15 protein-coding genes are annotated in these 15,061 nt (G+C 63.8%); 6 read left to right on the top strand and 9 right to left on the bottom strand.

Annotated features, from left to right (window positions below; translation table 11 throughout):
* Positions 1–24: 24 nt before the first annotated feature.
* The 5 genes from NKH52_RS20225 to uxuA form a co-directional block, all read right to left on the bottom strand.
* The gene (locus NKH52_RS20225) at positions 25–1,176 is read right to left on the bottom strand and encodes an LLM class flavin-dependent oxidoreductase (RefSeq protein ID WP_352734179.1); all 1,152 of its coding nucleotides are present in this window, start codon (positions 1,174–1,176) and stop codon (positions 25–27) included.
* Positions 1,173–2,597 carry an LLM class flavin-dependent oxidoreductase gene (locus NKH52_RS20220; protein ID WP_352734177.1) on the bottom strand — a complete coding sequence of 475 codons (1,425 nt, stop codon included), beginning with the start codon at positions 2,595–2,597 and terminating at the stop codon, positions 1,173–1,175. Before NKH52_RS20220 ends, NKH52_RS20225 begins: the two co-directional genes overlap by 4 nt.
* An 8-nt stretch (positions 2,598–2,605) precedes the next feature.
* Positions 2,606–3,844: an acyl-CoA dehydrogenase family protein gene (locus NKH52_RS20215; protein ID WP_352734175.1), complete on the bottom strand. Its 1,239-nt coding sequence runs from the start codon at positions 3,842–3,844 to the stop codon at positions 2,606–2,608.
* Positions 3,841–5,250 carry an LLM class flavin-dependent oxidoreductase gene (locus tag NKH52_RS20210; RefSeq protein ID WP_352734173.1) on the bottom strand — a complete coding sequence of 470 codons (1,410 nt, stop codon included), beginning with the start codon at positions 5,248–5,250 and terminating at the stop codon, positions 3,841–3,843. Before NKH52_RS20210 ends, NKH52_RS20215 begins: the two co-directional genes overlap by 4 nt.
* A 340-nt stretch (positions 5,251–5,590) precedes the next feature.
* Positions 5,591–6,775, bottom strand: a complete 1,185-nt coding sequence (gene uxuA, locus NKH52_RS20205) for a mannonate dehydratase (protein WP_352734171.1) — start codon at positions 6,773–6,775, stop codon at positions 5,591–5,593.
* Between the two features lie 98 nt (positions 6,776–6,873).
* On the opposite strand from uxuA, the gene NKH52_RS20200 reads away from it, so the two are divergent.
* Complete coding sequence (locus NKH52_RS20200; RefSeq protein ID WP_352734169.1) at positions 6,874–7,659, top strand: SDR family NAD(P)-dependent oxidoreductase; 786 nt, start codon at positions 6,874–6,876, stop codon at positions 7,657–7,659.
* Between the two features lie 80 nt (positions 7,660–7,739).
* Positions 7,740–8,126, top strand: a complete 387-nt coding sequence (locus tag NKH52_RS20195; RefSeq protein WP_352734167.1) for a hypothetical protein — start codon at positions 7,740–7,742, stop codon at positions 8,124–8,126.
* A gap of 35 nt (positions 8,127–8,161) precedes the next feature.
* Here the strand turns inward: NKH52_RS20195 and NKH52_RS20190 are convergent, their stop codons facing one another.
* Together NKH52_RS20190 and NKH52_RS20185 are read right to left on the bottom strand one after the other, a co-directional pair.
* Entirely contained in the window at positions 8,162–8,968 is an 807-nt protein-coding gene (locus NKH52_RS20190; RefSeq protein WP_352734165.1) for an SDR family NAD(P)-dependent oxidoreductase, read from the bottom strand.
* Positions 8,965–9,819 (bottom strand): NAD-dependent epimerase/dehydratase family protein, encoded by an 855-nt coding sequence (locus NKH52_RS20185; RefSeq protein WP_352734163.1) that lies wholly within the window; start codon positions 9,817–9,819, stop codon positions 8,965–8,967. The genes NKH52_RS20190 and NKH52_RS20185 overlap by 4 nt, the downstream gene beginning before the upstream one ends.
* A 232-nt stretch (positions 9,820–10,051) precedes the next feature.
* On the opposite strand from NKH52_RS20185, the gene NKH52_RS20180 reads away from it, so the two are divergent.
* Genes NKH52_RS20180 through NKH52_RS20170 form a run of 3 tightly spaced genes read left to right on the top strand, consistent with a single transcriptional unit; the run spans position 10,052 to position 12,523 of the window.
* The gene (locus tag NKH52_RS20180; protein WP_352734161.1) at positions 10,052–10,696 is read left to right on the top strand and encodes a cysteine hydrolase family protein; all 645 of its coding nucleotides are present in this window, start codon (positions 10,052–10,054) and stop codon (positions 10,694–10,696) included.
* A gap of 49 nt (positions 10,697–10,745) precedes the next feature.
* Positions 10,746–11,285: a MarR family winged helix-turn-helix transcriptional regulator gene (locus NKH52_RS20175; RefSeq protein WP_127292926.1), complete on the top strand. Its 540-nt coding sequence runs from the start codon at positions 10,746–10,748 to the stop codon at positions 11,283–11,285.
* Positions 11,286–11,329: 44 nt separating this feature from the next.
* Entirely contained in the window at positions 11,330–12,523 is a 1,194-nt protein-coding gene (locus NKH52_RS20170) for an amidohydrolase family protein (RefSeq protein WP_352734159.1), read from the top strand.
* A 3-nt stretch (positions 12,524–12,526) separates the two neighbouring features.
* On the opposite strand, the gene NKH52_RS20165 is transcribed toward NKH52_RS20170, so the two are convergent.
* Both NKH52_RS20165 and NKH52_RS20160 read right to left on the bottom strand, forming a co-directional pair.
* Positions 12,527–13,111 (bottom strand): amino acid synthesis family protein, encoded by a 585-nt coding sequence (locus NKH52_RS20165; protein ID WP_352734157.1) that lies wholly within the window; start codon positions 13,109–13,111, stop codon positions 12,527–12,529.
* Entirely contained in the window at positions 13,108–13,692 is a 585-nt protein-coding gene (locus tag NKH52_RS20160) for an amino acid synthesis family protein (RefSeq protein WP_023809103.1), read from the bottom strand. Before NKH52_RS20160 ends, NKH52_RS20165 begins: the two co-directional genes overlap by 4 nt.
* A gap of 253 nt (positions 13,693–13,945) precedes the next feature.
* On the opposite strand from NKH52_RS20160, the gene NKH52_RS20155 reads away from it, so the two are divergent.
* The gene (locus NKH52_RS20155) at positions 13,946–14,950 is read left to right on the top strand and encodes a BMP family lipoprotein (RefSeq protein ID WP_352734155.1); all 1,005 of its coding nucleotides are present in this window, start codon (positions 13,946–13,948) and stop codon (positions 14,948–14,950) included.
* Positions 14,951–15,061: the final 111 nt, after the last annotated feature.

Here is a 15,061-nt window from a genome sequence, read left to right as displayed (position 1 = left end):
CGTCCACCTGAGGCCGCACATGTTTCAGGCTGCGAGCAGCCCCTTCGATTTCAAGACCGCCAGCGCGCCTTCGGCGAAATGATAGGCTTCCTCGACGTGCGGCTGGCCCGACAGGATGAAGTGGTCGAAGCCGACGGCGTGGTACTCCTCGATGAGGGACGCGACCTGCTCGTGGCTGCCGACGATCGCCGTGCCGGCGCCGCCGCGAACCAGGCCGTAGCCGGCCCACAGATGCGGCGATATTTCGAGATCGCGCACGCGGCGCGCGGTGAGCGCCGCGGTGCCGGTGCCGCTGTCGCTATGCAACGCGTTCATCCGGCGCTGGCCGGCCGATTCCGTGCGCGCCAGGATTGCCTGCGCCTGTGCTATGCGCTCCGGCGTCAGCCGCTCCAGCAGCCGCTCGGCTTCCTCCCAGGCCTGCGCTTCGGTGTCGCGGCTGATGACATGCAGGCGGATGCCGAAGCTCAGCTTGCGGCCCTGGGCAGTGGCGAGCTCGCGCATATGCGCCACCCGGGCAGCCTCGGTTGCCGGGCTCTCGCCCCAGACCAGATAGGTGTCGACATGGCGGGCGGCGACCGCTTGCGCAGCACCACTTGCGCCACCGAAGAAGATATCGGGAAGCGGCCATTTGCCGAAATCGATCTGGGCGCCTTCGATGTCGTAGTGCCTGCCCTTGAAATCGAAGCGCCGGCCCGAACCGGCGGGCAGGACCACGCCGCGCAGGATCTCGAGGAACTCTCCCGTGCGTTCATAGCGCTGGTCGTGGCCGAGATGATCGCCGAAGCGTTTCTGCTCCAGCGGATCGCCTCCGGTGACGACGTTGAGCAGCAGCCGCCCACCCGATATGCGCTGAAGGGTCGCCGCCTGGTGGGCGACCAGCGTCGGCGAGATCAGGCCGGGACGGAAGGCGACGAGGAACTTCAACCGCGTGGTGACCTGCGCCAGTGCTGCCGTGACTATCCAGGCATCCTCGCACCAGGTTCCGGTCGGCGTCAGCACGGCTTCGAAGCCTAACGTCTCCGCGGTCTTGGCGACCAGCGAGAGATAATCGAGGCTCGCTTCCCGAAACCGCGATCGTGACGGGCCGTTGCCGAGATGGGAATCATCGCCAGAGCCGACGATTTCCCGGCTGTCGCCGTTGGTCGGCAGATACCAGTGGAGATGGATGCCGCTCACTCGGCCGCCTCGACAATGGTACCCCAGTTCGAGCGATCGCGTGCGGCTGTTCCCGGATGGTCGTCGCGCAGCAGCCGCTGGCCCGCTCCCTGGAAGCGCTCGCGGATCGTGGTGCCGGGCGCACCACGTTCCCGGATGCGACCCCGCCGCCGCAGCTCCGGGACGACGAATTCGATGAAGTCCTCGAACGTGCCCGGACTGACGACATAGGCCAGGTTGAAGCCGTCGACGCCGGATTCATCGGCGATGCGTTCGAGCTCGTCGGCGATCCTCTGCGGTGAGCCGACCAGCTTGGGATGGATGCCGCCGAGCCCGATATACTCGGCGATCCCGGCCACGGTCCAGCGCCGGTCGGCATCGATCCGCGTCAGATTGGCAAGGGCTGAACGGCCGGCATTTGTCTCGATATATTCGAGCGGGTGGTCGAGTGGGTATTGCGACCAGTCGACGCCGGTCCATGCCGAAAACAGCGCCAGGGCCGCTTCGACACTGGTGTAGGATAGATAGTCCTTGTGCTTGGCCTCGGCCTCTTCGTCCGTGGCTCCGGTGATGACGGTGACCGCGGTGATAAACTTTATCGCATCCGGCGCCCGTCCGAGTTCGACGGCGCGGGCACGGATCGCCTCGACCGAGCGGCGGATGGAGGCCGTGCTGGTGCCGCCGAGGAACACCACCTCGCCGTTGCGAGCAGCGAATTCGCGCCCGCGCGGCGAGGTTCCCGCCTGGAACAGAAGCGGCGTGCGCTGCGGACTGGGCTGCGCGAGATGCGCGCCGGGCACGGAGAAATATTTGCCGTGATGGCCGATCGGATGGACTTTGGAAGGGTCGGTGTAGAGCCCCTTCTCGCGATCGTGCACGACCGCCCCGTCCTCCCAGGATCCCTCCCAGAGCTTGTAGGTGACATCCAGGAATTCCTGCGCCAGATCGTAACGCTCGTCATGGTCGATCTGGCGCTCCAGGCCGAGATTCTTCGCCGCCGATTCCAGAACCGAGGTGACGACGTTCCAGGCGATGCGGCCCTTGGTCAGATGATCCAGCGTGGTGAACTTGCGGGCCAGGAGATAGGGCTGCTCGTAAGTGGTCGACACGGTGATGCCGAAGCCGAGATGCTTGGTGGCGGCGGCCATTGCCGAGACCAGCAGCAGCGGGTCGTTGACCGGCGACTGGGCTGCGGTGCGCAGCGACGCATTCGGTGTCCCCCGGAAGACATCGAGGTGGCCAAGCGCGTCGGCGAGGAACAGCGCGTCGAAGCCGCCGTCGTCGAGCAGCTTGGCCAGCGAGGTCCAGTATTCGAGGCTGGTGTAGGTGTTGGCGCGGTCGCTCGGATGACGCCAGAGGCCCGCCGACACGTGACCGACCACGGTCATACCGAAGCCGTTGAGGATGAGAGGCTTGACCGCCTTATGGGTGGAACTTGCCATGCTTCGGCTCACGAATAGTAGGTTGGCGGCGGCACACGGCCGTTAAGCGCGAAGTCACCGACTTCCAGCACCTTGTAGTGGACGGGATCATGCAGGCTGTGGGTGCGGACGTTGCGCCAGTAGCGGTCGAAGCCGAACGAGCGCGCCGTGGAGCGGGCGCCGGTGAGCTCGAATATCCGCGACGTCACTTCCAGGGCGACCTCGGTCGAATGCACCTTCGACTGGTAGGCGATTGCCGCGGCGCGGCCGCGCTCTTCCGCGGTGAGATCCTTACCGCGCTCGAAGGCGCGCTGCACGGCCTCGCCGGCGGCGTCCGCGAGCGCCTGCGCGGACGCCAGCGCGATTGAAAGCCGGCCGAAGCGCTCGACAACCAGCGTGTCCTCGGAGGCTTTCTTTGCCGGCGAGGACAGCCATGGCCTGCCGCGTTGGGTGATGTAGTCCCTGGCGTCTTCCAGGGCAGCAAGGGCGGTGCCGAGATAAAGTTCGCCGAAGGCTGCATGAACGATCGGCACATGCAGCGTGGCATGCGGCGGATGAACCGTATCATCAGGCCAATGCCCGACCAGATCGTCGGCGGATGCGGCGACATTTTCGAGCGCCGCACTGCCGCTCACCGTCAGCCTCTGGCCGATATTGTCCCAGTCATTGCCGAAGCTGAGGCCTGACGTGGGGTTGGCGACGATGAACTGGCCGATATGACCGCTGGCATCGGTGCCGGCGATCCGGGTGCTCCCGGCAAAGCGCACCCAGACCTGCAGCGTGTCGGCCACCTGCGCACCACTGGTGAAAGGCTTGGCGCCGTTGAGCACGAAACCGCCGTCCACCTGCCTCGCCTCGACAAGCGGCTCATAGGCGGCCTGCGCGATGCCGGCATGAAACCAGCCCTTGGAGAGAAAGCCTTGAAGCCGTCTTTCGATCAGGGACTTGTTGTCGCCGTCCAATCCGATTGCCGTGCCGAAGAGATGGTAGATGACGATCTGGGCTATCGATGTATCGCCCCTGGCCAGGATGCGGACGATCCTGAGCACTTCGGCCGGCGTCGCGCCACCGCCGCCAAATCGCTTCGGAATATAGATCGTCAGCAGGCCGGCCAGACGCAAAAGGTCTATCTCGGCATGCGGGGCGGCCCCGGCCAGATCGCGCGCTGCAGCTGTTCGCTTGAGTTCGCGCACGACCTCCTCGGCCTTCTCGGCCCAGCCTTGGAAATCGCTGCGCTGTTCATGCTGAACGGTGGCGTGGATGGTCATGATGCCAAAGCCTCCGGCTGACGGCCCTGCGAGAAAGCGTGTTGCGCCGCCGGATGATCGGCGGGCACCCGGTTGTCACGCCCGAAGAGCCTGGACCGCAGCGAGGGACCGACATCCTCGCGAATTCGTCCGCGCTTCCGCAGCTCGGGAACGACGTGGGCGGAGAAATCGATGAAGCTGCCGGGGCTGACCACATGCGTCAAATTGATGCCGTCGGTGTCGGTGGCTTCCAGCCATTGCTCGAGCTCGTCGGCAACGGTCTTGGGGCCGCCGACAAAGGACTTGCCGCGCCCGAAACCGCCCTCCGGCGAGAACGCCTGGCGCAAGGTCCACTGGCGGCCCGACGACGGGTCATCGAACATGCGCAGCAGGGAACGGTTGGAATCGGTTTCGGTGTAGCGGATAGGCTGGTCGAGATCGTGCCTGGAAAAATCGATGCCGGTCGTTGCCGAATAATGCACCAGCGCGCCTTCGACATCGTAGTGCGACCTGTAGTCAGCGAGCTTGGCGGCCGCGGCGGCGTCGGTTTCATCCGTGATCACCGAGACCGCGGATATGAACTTGATGCTGCCTGGAGCCCTGCCTTCATCGCGGGCAAGCCGCTTCACCTCAGCGACATTGCGGCGGATGCCATCGACATCGGCGCCGGCGACAAAGACCACCTCCGCGTGACGAGCGGCAAAGCGCTGGCCGCGCGGCGAACCGCCCGCCTGGAACAGCACCGGCACCCTCTGCGGACTGGGCTCCGAGAGATGCGGACCCGGAACGTTGAAGTAGCGACCGGAATGAACGATCGGATGGACCTTTTCCGGATCGGTATAGAGACCGTCCGGGTTGGCGGCGCTGCCGCGATCACGCACCAGGGCACCGTCTTCCCAGGAACCCTGCCAGAGCTTGTAGGCGACATCCATGAACTCGTCGGCGATCTCGTAGCGCTCGTCATGCGCCACCTGCCTGTCGAGACCGAGATTGCGCGCCGCGCTGTCGAGCTGCGAGGTGACGACGTTCCAGGCGATCCGCCCCTTGGTGAGATGATCGAGCGTGGTGAATTTGCGCGCCAGCAGATATGGCTTTTCGTAGGTCGTCGAAACGGTGACGCCGAAACCCAGCCGGCTTGTCGCGCCGGCAAGCGCTGAGACCAGCAACAGCGGATCGTTGACGGGGGACTGCACGCCCTTTGCCAGCGAGGCGTCGTACCCACCGCTATAGACGTCGAGAAGGCCCAGCGCGTCGGCGATGAACAAGCAATCGAAGCCGCCCTCCTCCAGTGCTTTGGCAAGCTCGATCCAGTAGTCGAGCTCGGCATGTCGATAGGCCTGGTCGGCCGGATGACGCCAAAGGCCGTAGGCGACATGGGAGACGGCATTCATGGTGAAGCCATTGAGAATAATGGGAGATTTTGCCATATGACCACCCAGACAAACGCGCTCAGCACGGGATCGATCTTTGTCTATGGATTTAGTGTAATTCAAAGCATCGCGCGTGGAGATTTTTCCTAAAGATCGCGGTGTTTGTGACAATCCATTACTGGATGGTGTCGAAGCGGCCTGTCTTGAGCCGCATCACCAAGGTTGTCGTCAAGCCATGCGGACAATCCATGCCCAGCTTCGCCGAACTGCGGCAGCGCATGGCTGCCCTGCGCGATGCGACCCAGGGCGTTTCTCATCAATGTGGCATACAAGCACCGCGGGAGTGCAAAACCGGCGCGATAGTTTCAGATCCTGCCAGCCGAATTGAGGGAACCACTCAAGCCAGTTCGAACCGCTCGATGGCGCGCATGATGCCACGCAGCTCGGCGAGGCCTTTCAGCCGGCCGATCAGCGAATAGCCGGGATTGATCCTGGTCTTGCCGATATCGTCGGCGAGCAGATGGCCATGGTCGGGCCGCATCGGAATACGCCAGTCGGCACGGCCCTCCCGGCGGCGGCGCGCCTCTTCCTGCATCAGAGCCAGGATCACATGCGCCATGTCGGTGCCGCCCTCGAGATGCTCGGCCTCGTGGAACGAGCCGTCATCCTCGATGGTGATGTTGCGCAGATGGACGAAATGGATGCGGTCCGCGAACTCCTTGACCATGGCGACGATGTCGTTGTCGGCGCGTGTCCCATAGGAGCCGGTGCAGAACGTCAGGCCGTTGGCGGGGCTGTCGACGGCCTTGAGGATGAAACGCGCATCCTCGGCGGTCGAAACGATGCGGGGCAGGCCATAGAGCGAGAAGGGCGGGTCGTCGGGATGGATGCACATGCGCACCCCCTCCTCTTCGGCCACCGGAATGATCTCGCGCAGGAACCAAGCAAGGTTGTCGCGCAGCTCCTTTGGTCCGATCGCATCGTAGTCCGCCAGGGCCTCGCGAAAGCTGTCTCTGTCATAACTGCGCTCGGTCGCCGGCAGGCCGGCGATCAGGTTGCGCTCGATCCTGTCGATCGCTTCGCCGCTCAATTCCTTCAGCCGCGCTTCCGCCTCGGCGATGCGGGCGGGGGTATAGCCGGCCTCGGCATTGACGCGCTTCAGCACGAACAAATCGTAGGCCGCGAAATCGATCGCGTCGAAACGCAGCGCATAACCTGTCGTTGGCAGCCGATAGGCTAGATCCGTTCGCGTCCAGTCGACCACCGGCATGAAATTGTAGCAGACCGTCGCAATGCCGGCCTTGGCGAGCGCGCGAATTGAGTCGCGATAGTAGCCGACATAGCGCTCGCGTTCCGGCGCGCCGATCTTGAAGGAGTTGTGGACCGGAATGCTCTCGACCACCGACCATGTCAGGCCGGCGGCCTCGATGACACGCTTGCGCTCCAGAATGCTCTCGAGGGGCCAGGCGCGCCCGTCATAGATATCGTGCAAGGCGCTCACCACGCCGGTCGCACCGGCCTGCCTGACATGATCGAGCGTTACCGGGTCGTTCGGTCCATACCAGCGCCAGCACTGTTCCATTGCCGCTTCCTTCTGCGAGAGAACGGCAACCTATTGTTGGACCACGATGGGTGTCAAACTAGGAACGGTTTCGGACAGCGAATGAAGGAGTTTTCCCAATGAAGGATTTCGACGGCAAGGTGGCTTTGGTGACGGGCACGACCGGGATTGGCCTCGCAACCGCCAGACGCCTCGCTGCAGGGGGTGCTGCGATCGTCGCCTGCGGCATCGACAGCGCGGCCAACGCTGCGCTGAAATGGGAACTGGAAAGCTCCGCAGCCGGGGCGCTGGTCATAGACGCCGACGTCTCCGTGCCCGATCAGGTTCGCGACGCGGTCGCGGCCGGCGTGGAGCGGTTCGGCGGCCTCGATATCATCGTCAATTCGGCGGCGGTGCATCCGTATGGAACCGTGACCAGCACCGATTTCGAGACCTGGAACAAGGCGATGTCGGTCAATGTCGGGTCGATCTATCTGACCGCGCATTTCGGTATTCCGGAAATGGTCCGCGGGGGCGGCGGCGCCATCGTCAACGTCGCTTCGGTGCAGGGCTTTGCCTGCCAGCAAAACGTCGCCGCCTATGCCACCACCAAGGGCGCCATCCACACGCTGACGCGTGCCCTGGCCCTCGACCATGCGCGCTCCGGCATCCGCGTCAATTCCGTCAGCCCGGGCTCGATCCGCACCCCGATCCTGGAAAGGGCTGCGCGCGGCAAGAACGGCACGGATGCCGATGTCGAGGCCGCCTACAAGCGCTTCGGCGAAGCGCATCCCATCGGCCGCATCGGCGAGCCGGAGGAGGTGGCCGAACTTATCGCTTTCCTGTGTTCGTCGAAGGCCGGCTTCTGCACTGGCGCGGACTACAAGATCGATGGCGGCCTGACCGCCGGCATCGGCGTGAAGTAGATCGCGAAGATTGGGGCTTGTCCGTTACCGGGAGCAGCCGACATCCGACAATTGGGTTGCCCGACCTTCTTGACAGATCAATGCCCAAGCAAATTGAGCAGCGCATGGGTCAGGCCGAACAGGCCAAGTCCAATCAAGGCAATACCGGCAACTCTGGTCGTCACCTGCCCATCGAAGCGCTTGACGCCCAGTCGCCACATCGTCTTCTCAACCTGCGGCAGGGCTGGAGTCGTTTGCAACCCCTATTACCGCAATGCCTCGGCGACCGTCCGGCTGAAGCGGCAGGCGAAACCGCGTCCGAACGTGTGATCCCTGGCGCTCCGGATACGTCGTTTCGCCGCGAATGGCTGCATTTCGCTGATTGCATCCTTGCCGGCGTTAAGCCGCGCACGCCGCTTTCGGGCGGGCTCGCCGATCTCGATCTTGCCGTTCGGATCATCCAGGCAATGCCGCCCAAGAGACTTTAGAGCCTAAGAGACTTTAGATTTGCGAAATTGAGAGTTTAGCGAAATTTCGGAAACGCACCGCCATCAGGGGCATTGGCCCAACTCTGCAAGGTCTGGCCGCCGTCGATCAGCCAATCCACGCCTGTGACGTGCTTCGCCTCGTCGGAGGCGAGGAAAGCCACGGCGGCCGCGACATCGTCCGGCTGGCCGATGCGGCGCAACGGAATGCGATCGGCGAAATGCTGGACGCTGCTCGTGAAATCACCGTCGCCGGACGCCGGCACGCCAAGCGTCGTCTCGATCACGCCGGGGCAGATGGCGTTGACGCGTATACCATAGGGCGCGGCATCGAGTGCCGCGACCCGCGTCAGGCCGACCACGCCATGTTTGGAAGCGACATAGCCGGCACCGCCCGAAAGGACGTCCCAACCGGCCATGGACGAGCCCATGTTGACGATCGAGCCACCGGTCCCGGCGTCGATCATCGCCCGAAGCGATGCCTGCAAAACGAGGAAGATGCCACGGAGATTGATGCGGATAGTCGTATCCCAGTCCTCGACCGGCAGGTCGTGAACGGGAGCGACGACGCCGGAAATTCCGGCATTGTTGAACACCACGTCGAGGCCGCCGAACGCCTCGACGATCGTTGCGACGGCGCGCCGCACATCCGCTTCATCGGTGACGTCAGCCTCGATCGCCAGGGCGTCGTCGCCGAGGGAGATGGCCAATTGCCGCGCCGCCGCGCCATTGCGGTCGACAATGGCGACCCGCGCTCCTTCGTCAAGGAAACGCCGCACCCCCGCGCTGCCGATCGCGCCGGCGCCGCCGGTGACGAGGACCTTTTTCTGGTCGAACCGTTTCATCCTTCGGTCTCCGGCTTTGGATAGGAACGCCATGAATACTGTGGTTCGAAGCCGATCGTTTCGCGCGCATGGATCGTGTCGAGCACGGCGCCGAAGCCGGCGATCGGCCGCGACAGAGCGACATCAGGATAGACCCGGCGCACGAGCGCTTCGGTCTCCTCTTCCATGAATGTGTCGGCGGCGCTCAGGAGGACGCGCAGATGGCCGTCGCCTTGCCATTCAAGCGCCCGCAGGAAGCCCTGCCCGGCGTCGCGCGCATCCAGGTAGGCCCACAGGTCGCTGGCACTGTCGGCAGTGGCGCGGCGCGGCCCGACGCCGTCGAAAAAAGAACCCGGCGTCTGGATCCACGGCATGCGGACACTGACCGCCGAGAAGGCACCGCGGCGCACCGCCGCGTCGACGATTTCCTCGCCCAGCCATTTCGACAGGCCGTACGGGTCCTGCGCGCCGACCGGATGGTTCAAGTCGACCGGCAGATAGGGCGGCCGCACAGGTTTCTCGAAAAAGGGATAGCCGAAAACGCTGAAGGACGAGGCATAGACGAAGCGCCTGGCGCCGGCCATGGCAGCTGCCTCGACCACATTGTAGGCGGTCGCGATGTTGGTCTTGAACACCTCGCCGCCGGCCCGGCCGGTCGGCCGCGGAATGGCCGCGACATGCACAACGGCATCGCAATCGCGCACCAGCTGCAGTGTCGATCCCAGATCGGTCAAATCGGCGGTTGCATGGCGCCATGCGACCTCACCCGGCACCACGGCATCGACACCAAGCACATCGTGGCCGGCCGCAACCAGAGCCTCGGCCACATGGCGGCCAAGCAGGCCACTGGCTCCGGTGACGATGGTTTTCATATCTCGGCCTCGGCTCCACAATTCAGCGGCTTGAATATCGTTGATGGTCGTACAAATCGAGCACATGCCTGACAAGCGTTGTCAAGGCCATTTCGCGATGGACAAATAGCGCATACGCTTGTCGGAGCGCGGTGCGCAAGGCCGACCAGCACGCTTTGCGTCGAACGGGATTGACTTGGCATCCGCTAGGGTTTTTTGTATGAGCATCAACGATCGGTCAAAGGAGCTCGCCATGTCCGTGGACAGTTTTTCCTCACATCGGCACGATGACGCGGTGCGCCTCGATCCACGCCGTGCGGCCGTTATCGTCATCGACATGGTCAATGAGTTCTGCAAGCCCGGCGGGGCCATGGTCTTGCCTGGGTACGAGACGCTGGTCGCGCCGCAACTGGCCGTGATCGAGGCCGCGCGCGCCGCTAGCGTGCCGGTGATCTGGGTCCATGACAGCCACCGGCCGGGCATGCGCCGCGAGCGCGAATGGCTGAAGCGCACACCGCATTGCCTGGATGGAAGCTGGGGGCCGGAGATCATCGAGGATCTCGGCGCCCGCGACGATGAGATCCATGTGATCAAGCGGCGCTACTCGGCCTTCTTTCAAACCGACCTCGACCTGACGCTGAAAGACATGCAGACCGATCAGTTGATCATCTTCGGCGTGGTCACCAACATCTGTGTGCGCTCGACGGTCCATGATGCCTTTTTCCAAGGCTATGAGGTGGTGGTGCCAAGCGATTGCTGCGCGGCGACGGGACCACGCGAGCAGGAAAGCTCGCTCTACGACATAGCGACCCATTTCGGCGTGGTCAGCGATTCGGCTGATGTCGTCGCAGCCCTCCGCGACGGGACGTCGCTTCAACCAGCGGAGGTCGCGGCTTGAGCTTTTTCCGAACCGGCGACATCCAAGACAGCGGCCATAGGAGGCCGGTGTGACGACTGAATCCGAAAAAGGCGCGACGCCGAAAACGCCGAGCGGCGATGCACCCCCGAGCCGCGAGCAGGTGCTGCAGCAATACGCCGAGACCGGCTATGAACTGGACCGCCACCCGGCGCACGTCATCCGCCGGGCGCATCAGCGCGCGACGTTGCGCTTCCAGCAGGTCATGGCCGGCGAAGACCTTTCGCCAACGCAATTCGCGGCGCTCGCCACGATCCTCAAGCACGGCGAAGTCTCGCAGAACCATCTCGGCCGGCTGACGGCGATGGACCCGTCGACCATCAGCATCGTCATGCGCAAACTGCTCAAACACGGGCTGATCACGCGCAGCGCCTCCGAAACCGACCAACGCCTGACGATGATCGCGCTGACCGGCAAAGGGACCGACTATACGCTGGAGCGGCTCGAACGCAGCGTCGAGGTCGGGCGGCGATTCCTGTCGCCGCTCTCTCCGGCCGAGCAGGCGACGCTGCTTCGCCTGCTCCAGCGCATCAACGACGACGACCCATCGAATGGCGACGGCGGCAAATAAGCCGCGTCCAGTCCTTTTTTCCATAACAGCAAAAGTGAGAACCGATGTCGTCCGACCTCCAGTCGTCTGCCAACACGCTCGTCGTCCGCAATATCGGTCTCATGCTGAGTGGCGATCTCGCACAACCGATCATCGACGCCGACACCATCGTCGTGAGCGATGGACGTATCACCGGCATTGGCAAGGCAGGCGACATTGATGGCGGCAGCGCGGCGACGATCATCGATGCGATGGGCTGCGCGGTCGCGCCGGGTCTTATCGACAACCACGCCCATCCGGTGGCCGGCGACTGGACGCCTCGGCAGAACCAGATCGGCTGGATGGATTCGACCGTGCATGGCGGCGTCACCACCATGATCTCGGCGGGGGAAGTCCACACGCCGGGCCGACCGCGCGACCTTGTCGGGCTGAAGGCGCTGGCGATCGCTGCCCAACGCACCTTCTCCAACTTCCGTCCGAACGGCATGAAGATCCTGGCCGGGGCACCGATCCTGGAACCCGGCCTTACCGAGGAAGACTTCCGCAGTCTCGCCGAGGCCGGCGTGACGCTTGTCGGCGAGGTCGGGCTTGGCGGCGTCAAGGATGGGCCGACCGGCCGGATGATGATCGCCTGGGCGCGCAAATACGGCATGACCTCGATGACCCACACGGGCGGCCCGTCGCTGCCGGGCTCCGGCCGCATCGGCGCGGATGTCGTGCTGGAGGTCGACGCCGACATCGTCGCCCACGTCAATGGCGGGCCAACCGCCCTGCCCGACGCGGAAATACGACAGATCTGCGAGAAGGGCTCGAGGGCGCTTGAAATCGTCCATAACGGCAATTTGCGCACCGGACTGTTCGTGCTCGACCTGGCAAGGCAGCGCGGCGAACTTTCGCGCGTCATCCTCGGCACCGACAGCCCGGCCGGATCCGGCGTGCAGCCGCTCGGCATCCTGCGAACCCTGACCATGCTGGCTTCGCTGGGTGGTATCGCGCCGGAAGTGGCGTTCTGTCTTGCCAGCGGCAACACAGCCCGTGTGCGCGGACTGGACGATCGCGGTTTGATCGAGGTCGGTCGCGCCGCAGACCTGATCTTCATGGATCAGGCGATCGGCGGCGCCGGCGACGGGCTGCTCGACAGCGTGGCGCTGGGCAATCTTCCAGGCATTGGAATGGTCGTCATCGACGGCGTGGTGCGGACCGGCCGGAGCAGAAATACGCCTCCGGCGATGCGGGTGCCGGAAGTCCTGGCGGCCTGACGGTCAGCCGACGCCGTCAATCCCGACAATCTTGTCCTTGGTCAGCCCGCCGACGCGCGGGTGCGGCCTGCCGGAATCGGTCACGACGATAGCGACGACGATCTCGTCGGCACGCGGTGCGTCGGGCACGCGAACCTCCATGCCGTCGAAATGGCTGCGCACCCGCGCCGCATCCTTGTGACCGAGCGGAATATCGAGCGGCACGCCAAGGCCGCCGCGCTTCTTCGATGAAGGAATGAGCGCGGCGCCCTTGCCGAGCACATCGCGGAACGGAGCGCCGAGCTTTGGATGAAGGATGGCGGCGGCATGTTCGAGCTCGCCATCGGCGCCGACGGCGGCGGCCTTGCCGAAGCTCTCGACCCGGTCGCCGGCAATGCCCAGAGCAGCGACGGCGCGCTTGGGCAAGATATCGCCTAAGGCTTCGCCTATGGCGCTCAGTGCCGACAGGTCCTCAACGTAGGTACCCGCATAGGGGTTGCGGATCACCGCAATGGCCGCGGCACGCCGCGTCGGTGGATCGACGGGTCGCCCGCCTTCGATCCGGGTTTCCTCGACGATGGTGATGATACGGCGGATTTCCGGCTTCATCGCAATCCGTCCTCGCCCTTGATATCGGCGGCGGCAAGGCCGCCGACCCGTGCATGGACGCGTGCGCCGGTGGTCATCGCCAGGATGACGGCCATTTCGTCGCCGCGCGGCGCATCGGCAATGCCGATCTCGATCGCATCGAAATGGCTGCGCACATAGGAGGCGTTTATGTGCGTGATCGGGATGTCGATGCGCGTTCCGGGGCCGCCGACCTTCTTGGTCGAAGGCACGATCGCCTTGGCATTGCCGAGCAGTTCGCGCATCGCGTAACCGCCTGGATTGTGCCAGAGCGCGCCATGTTCAAGCTCGCCGGCGGCGCCGACTATGGCACCCTTGCCATAGCCTTCGATGGCCTGGCCGCCTTCACCAATGGCGTCGATCAGGCGCCGAGCCATATCGAGACCGAGCGGCTTCAGGTCTTCCATGAAGCCGGTGATCTCTTCGACATAGCGTCCGGCAAAAGGGTTGGCGATGACCGCGACGACCGCGCCCCGCTTGAGCGGGCGTGCCGCGTGGGGTCCGCCCTCATGGAATATCTCTTCGACCTGAACCAGAAATTTCCTGACCACCACAGCCGGCATTGTTCGCTTCCTTCATCCCATCGTTCATAAAACTCGTTAGAGTATCAACAATTATGCCCATCGACATTTGTCAAGCGCAGACGTCGAGCAAGTTGGCGAAGGGCCAAGAAAACTGCATCGGATGACGATTGACAGCCTGTTAAGCCGCTCCTAAACTCATATGACCATCAACGAACTCGCCGTTATCCCGGCGATATGTGGGGGATGGTCAAAGCGTGGCTTCAAAAGCTGAAAAAAGCTGAAGGGGAATGACATGAAAAGGGCGCTCAAGAGTTTATTTCTGGCCGGCACGATGCTTGCCATTTCGTTCGGACCGGCTGCCGCACAGGCCAAGGTTTCCGTGGCCGCCATCTCGGGATATTTCGCACAGGGTTTTGGCGTTTCGATCGTCAACGGCCTCAACAAGGCCAAGACCGATTTCGGCATCGACCTCAAGCTGGTCGACACCGGCAATCGCGCGCTAGACTACCAGCAGCAGTTCGAGAATCTTGCCAAGGGCAAACAGTACGACCTCATCTTCGTGATGGGCTGGGAGCTGGTGGACTCGCTGCAAAAGGTCAGCGCCGAATATCCTGACCAGCGCTTCGTATTCATCGATGGCGTCCTCGACAACCCCAAGATGATCTACGCCAATTTCGCCGAGGAGCAGGGATCCTTCGTCGCCGGTGCGCTTGCCGGCATGATCGAAGCCAAGGGCACCGCCTTCGACAAGATCGGCGACGGCAAGGCGATCGGTTTCGTCGGCGGCCGAGATATCCCGGTGATCCGCAACTTCCTGGGCGGCTACGAGCAAGGCGCCAAATATGCCGCGCCCGACGTCAAGGTAAACTCCGTCTTCGCCGGAACCTTCGACGACCCGGCCAAGGGAAGCGAACTTGCCCAGGCGCTTTACGGCCAAGGCTCCGACATTGTCTACAACGTCGCCGGCCCGACGGGTGAAGGCGTGATGCAGGCAAGTGCCGCGGTCGACAAATATTCGATCGGTGTCGACATCGACATGTGCGGCTCGGCTCCCGGAAATGTCCTCGCCAGCATGCTGAAGCGCGGCGACATCGCCGTCTACACGCTGATCAAGGACGAGGTCGAGGGCCGCAAGATCACCGCCGGCACCCGCACTTTCGACCTCGCCTCGGGCGGTGTCGAGGTCAAGGTCTGCGATGATATTGCCCCAAAGATCCCCGCTGACGTGACCGCCAAGCTGGACGAGATCAAAAAGAGCATCGTCGACGGCAAGATCGTGATCGCCAAGGCGAAGTAAGCCAACAACAGCGCCTCCCTCCCAAGAAAGCGCTACACTGATCCGCCGCGGCTTGCCGCGGCGGATCAGTGTCCAATCTGCGAGAGCCACGTTGTCGAACACGCCGGGGTC

This window comes from Mesorhizobium sp. M1066 (genome assembly GCF_040318635.1).
GTDB lineage: Bacteria > Pseudomonadota > Alphaproteobacteria > Rhizobiales > Rhizobiaceae > Mesorhizobium.
The sequence above is the reverse complement of the archived record's forward strand: the minus strand, read 5'-3'. Positions and strand labels throughout refer to the sequence as shown.

Bases quoted from the DNA above. Each gene is read 5' to 3' on its own strand.
- NKH52_RS20180 (WP_352734161.1), top strand. From the start codon at position 10,052: ATGTCCGTGGACAGTTTTTCCTCACATCGGCACGATGACGCGGTGCGC.
- NKH52_RS20190 (WP_352734165.1), bottom strand. From the start codon at position 8,968: ATGAAACGGTTCGACCAGAAAAAGGTCCTCGTCACCGGCGGCGCCGGC.
- NKH52_RS20165 (WP_352734157.1), bottom strand. From the start codon at position 13,111: ATGAAGCCGGAAATCCGCCGTATCATCACCATCGTCGAGGAAACCCGG.
- NKH52_RS20155 (WP_352734155.1), top strand. From the start codon at position 13,946: ATGAAAAGGGCGCTCAAGAGTTTATTTCTGGCCGGCACGATGCTTGCC.
- NKH52_RS20215 (WP_352734175.1), bottom strand. From the start codon at position 3,844: ATGACCATCCACGCCACCGTTCAGCATGAACAGCGCAGCGATTTCCAA.
- NKH52_RS20200 (WP_352734169.1), top strand. From the start codon at position 6,874: ATGAAGGATTTCGACGGCAAGGTGGCTTTGGTGACGGGCACGACCGGG.
- NKH52_RS20170 (WP_352734159.1), top strand. From the start codon at position 11,330: ATGTCGTCCGACCTCCAGTCGTCTGCCAACACGCTCGTCGTCCGCAAT.
- NKH52_RS20160 (WP_023809103.1), bottom strand. From the start codon at position 13,692: ATGCCGGCTGTGGTGGTCAGGAAATTTCTGGTTCAGGTCGAAGAGATA.
- NKH52_RS20220 (WP_352734177.1), bottom strand. From the start codon at position 2,597: ATGGCAAGTTCCACCCATAAGGCGGTCAAGCCTCTCATCCTCAACGGC.
- NKH52_RS20185 (WP_352734163.1), bottom strand. From the start codon at position 9,819: ATGAAAACCATCGTCACCGGAGCCAGTGGCCTGCTTGGCCGCCATGTG.
- NKH52_RS20195 (WP_352734167.1), top strand. From the start codon at position 7,740: ATGCCCAAGCAAATTGAGCAGCGCATGGGTCAGGCCGAACAGGCCAAG.
- uxuA (WP_352734171.1), bottom strand. From the start codon at position 6,775: ATGGAACAGTGCTGGCGCTGGTATGGACCGAACGACCCGGTAACGCTC.
- NKH52_RS20210 (WP_352734173.1), bottom strand. From the start codon at position 5,250: ATGGCAAAATCTCCCATTATTCTCAATGGCTTCACCATGAATGCCGTC.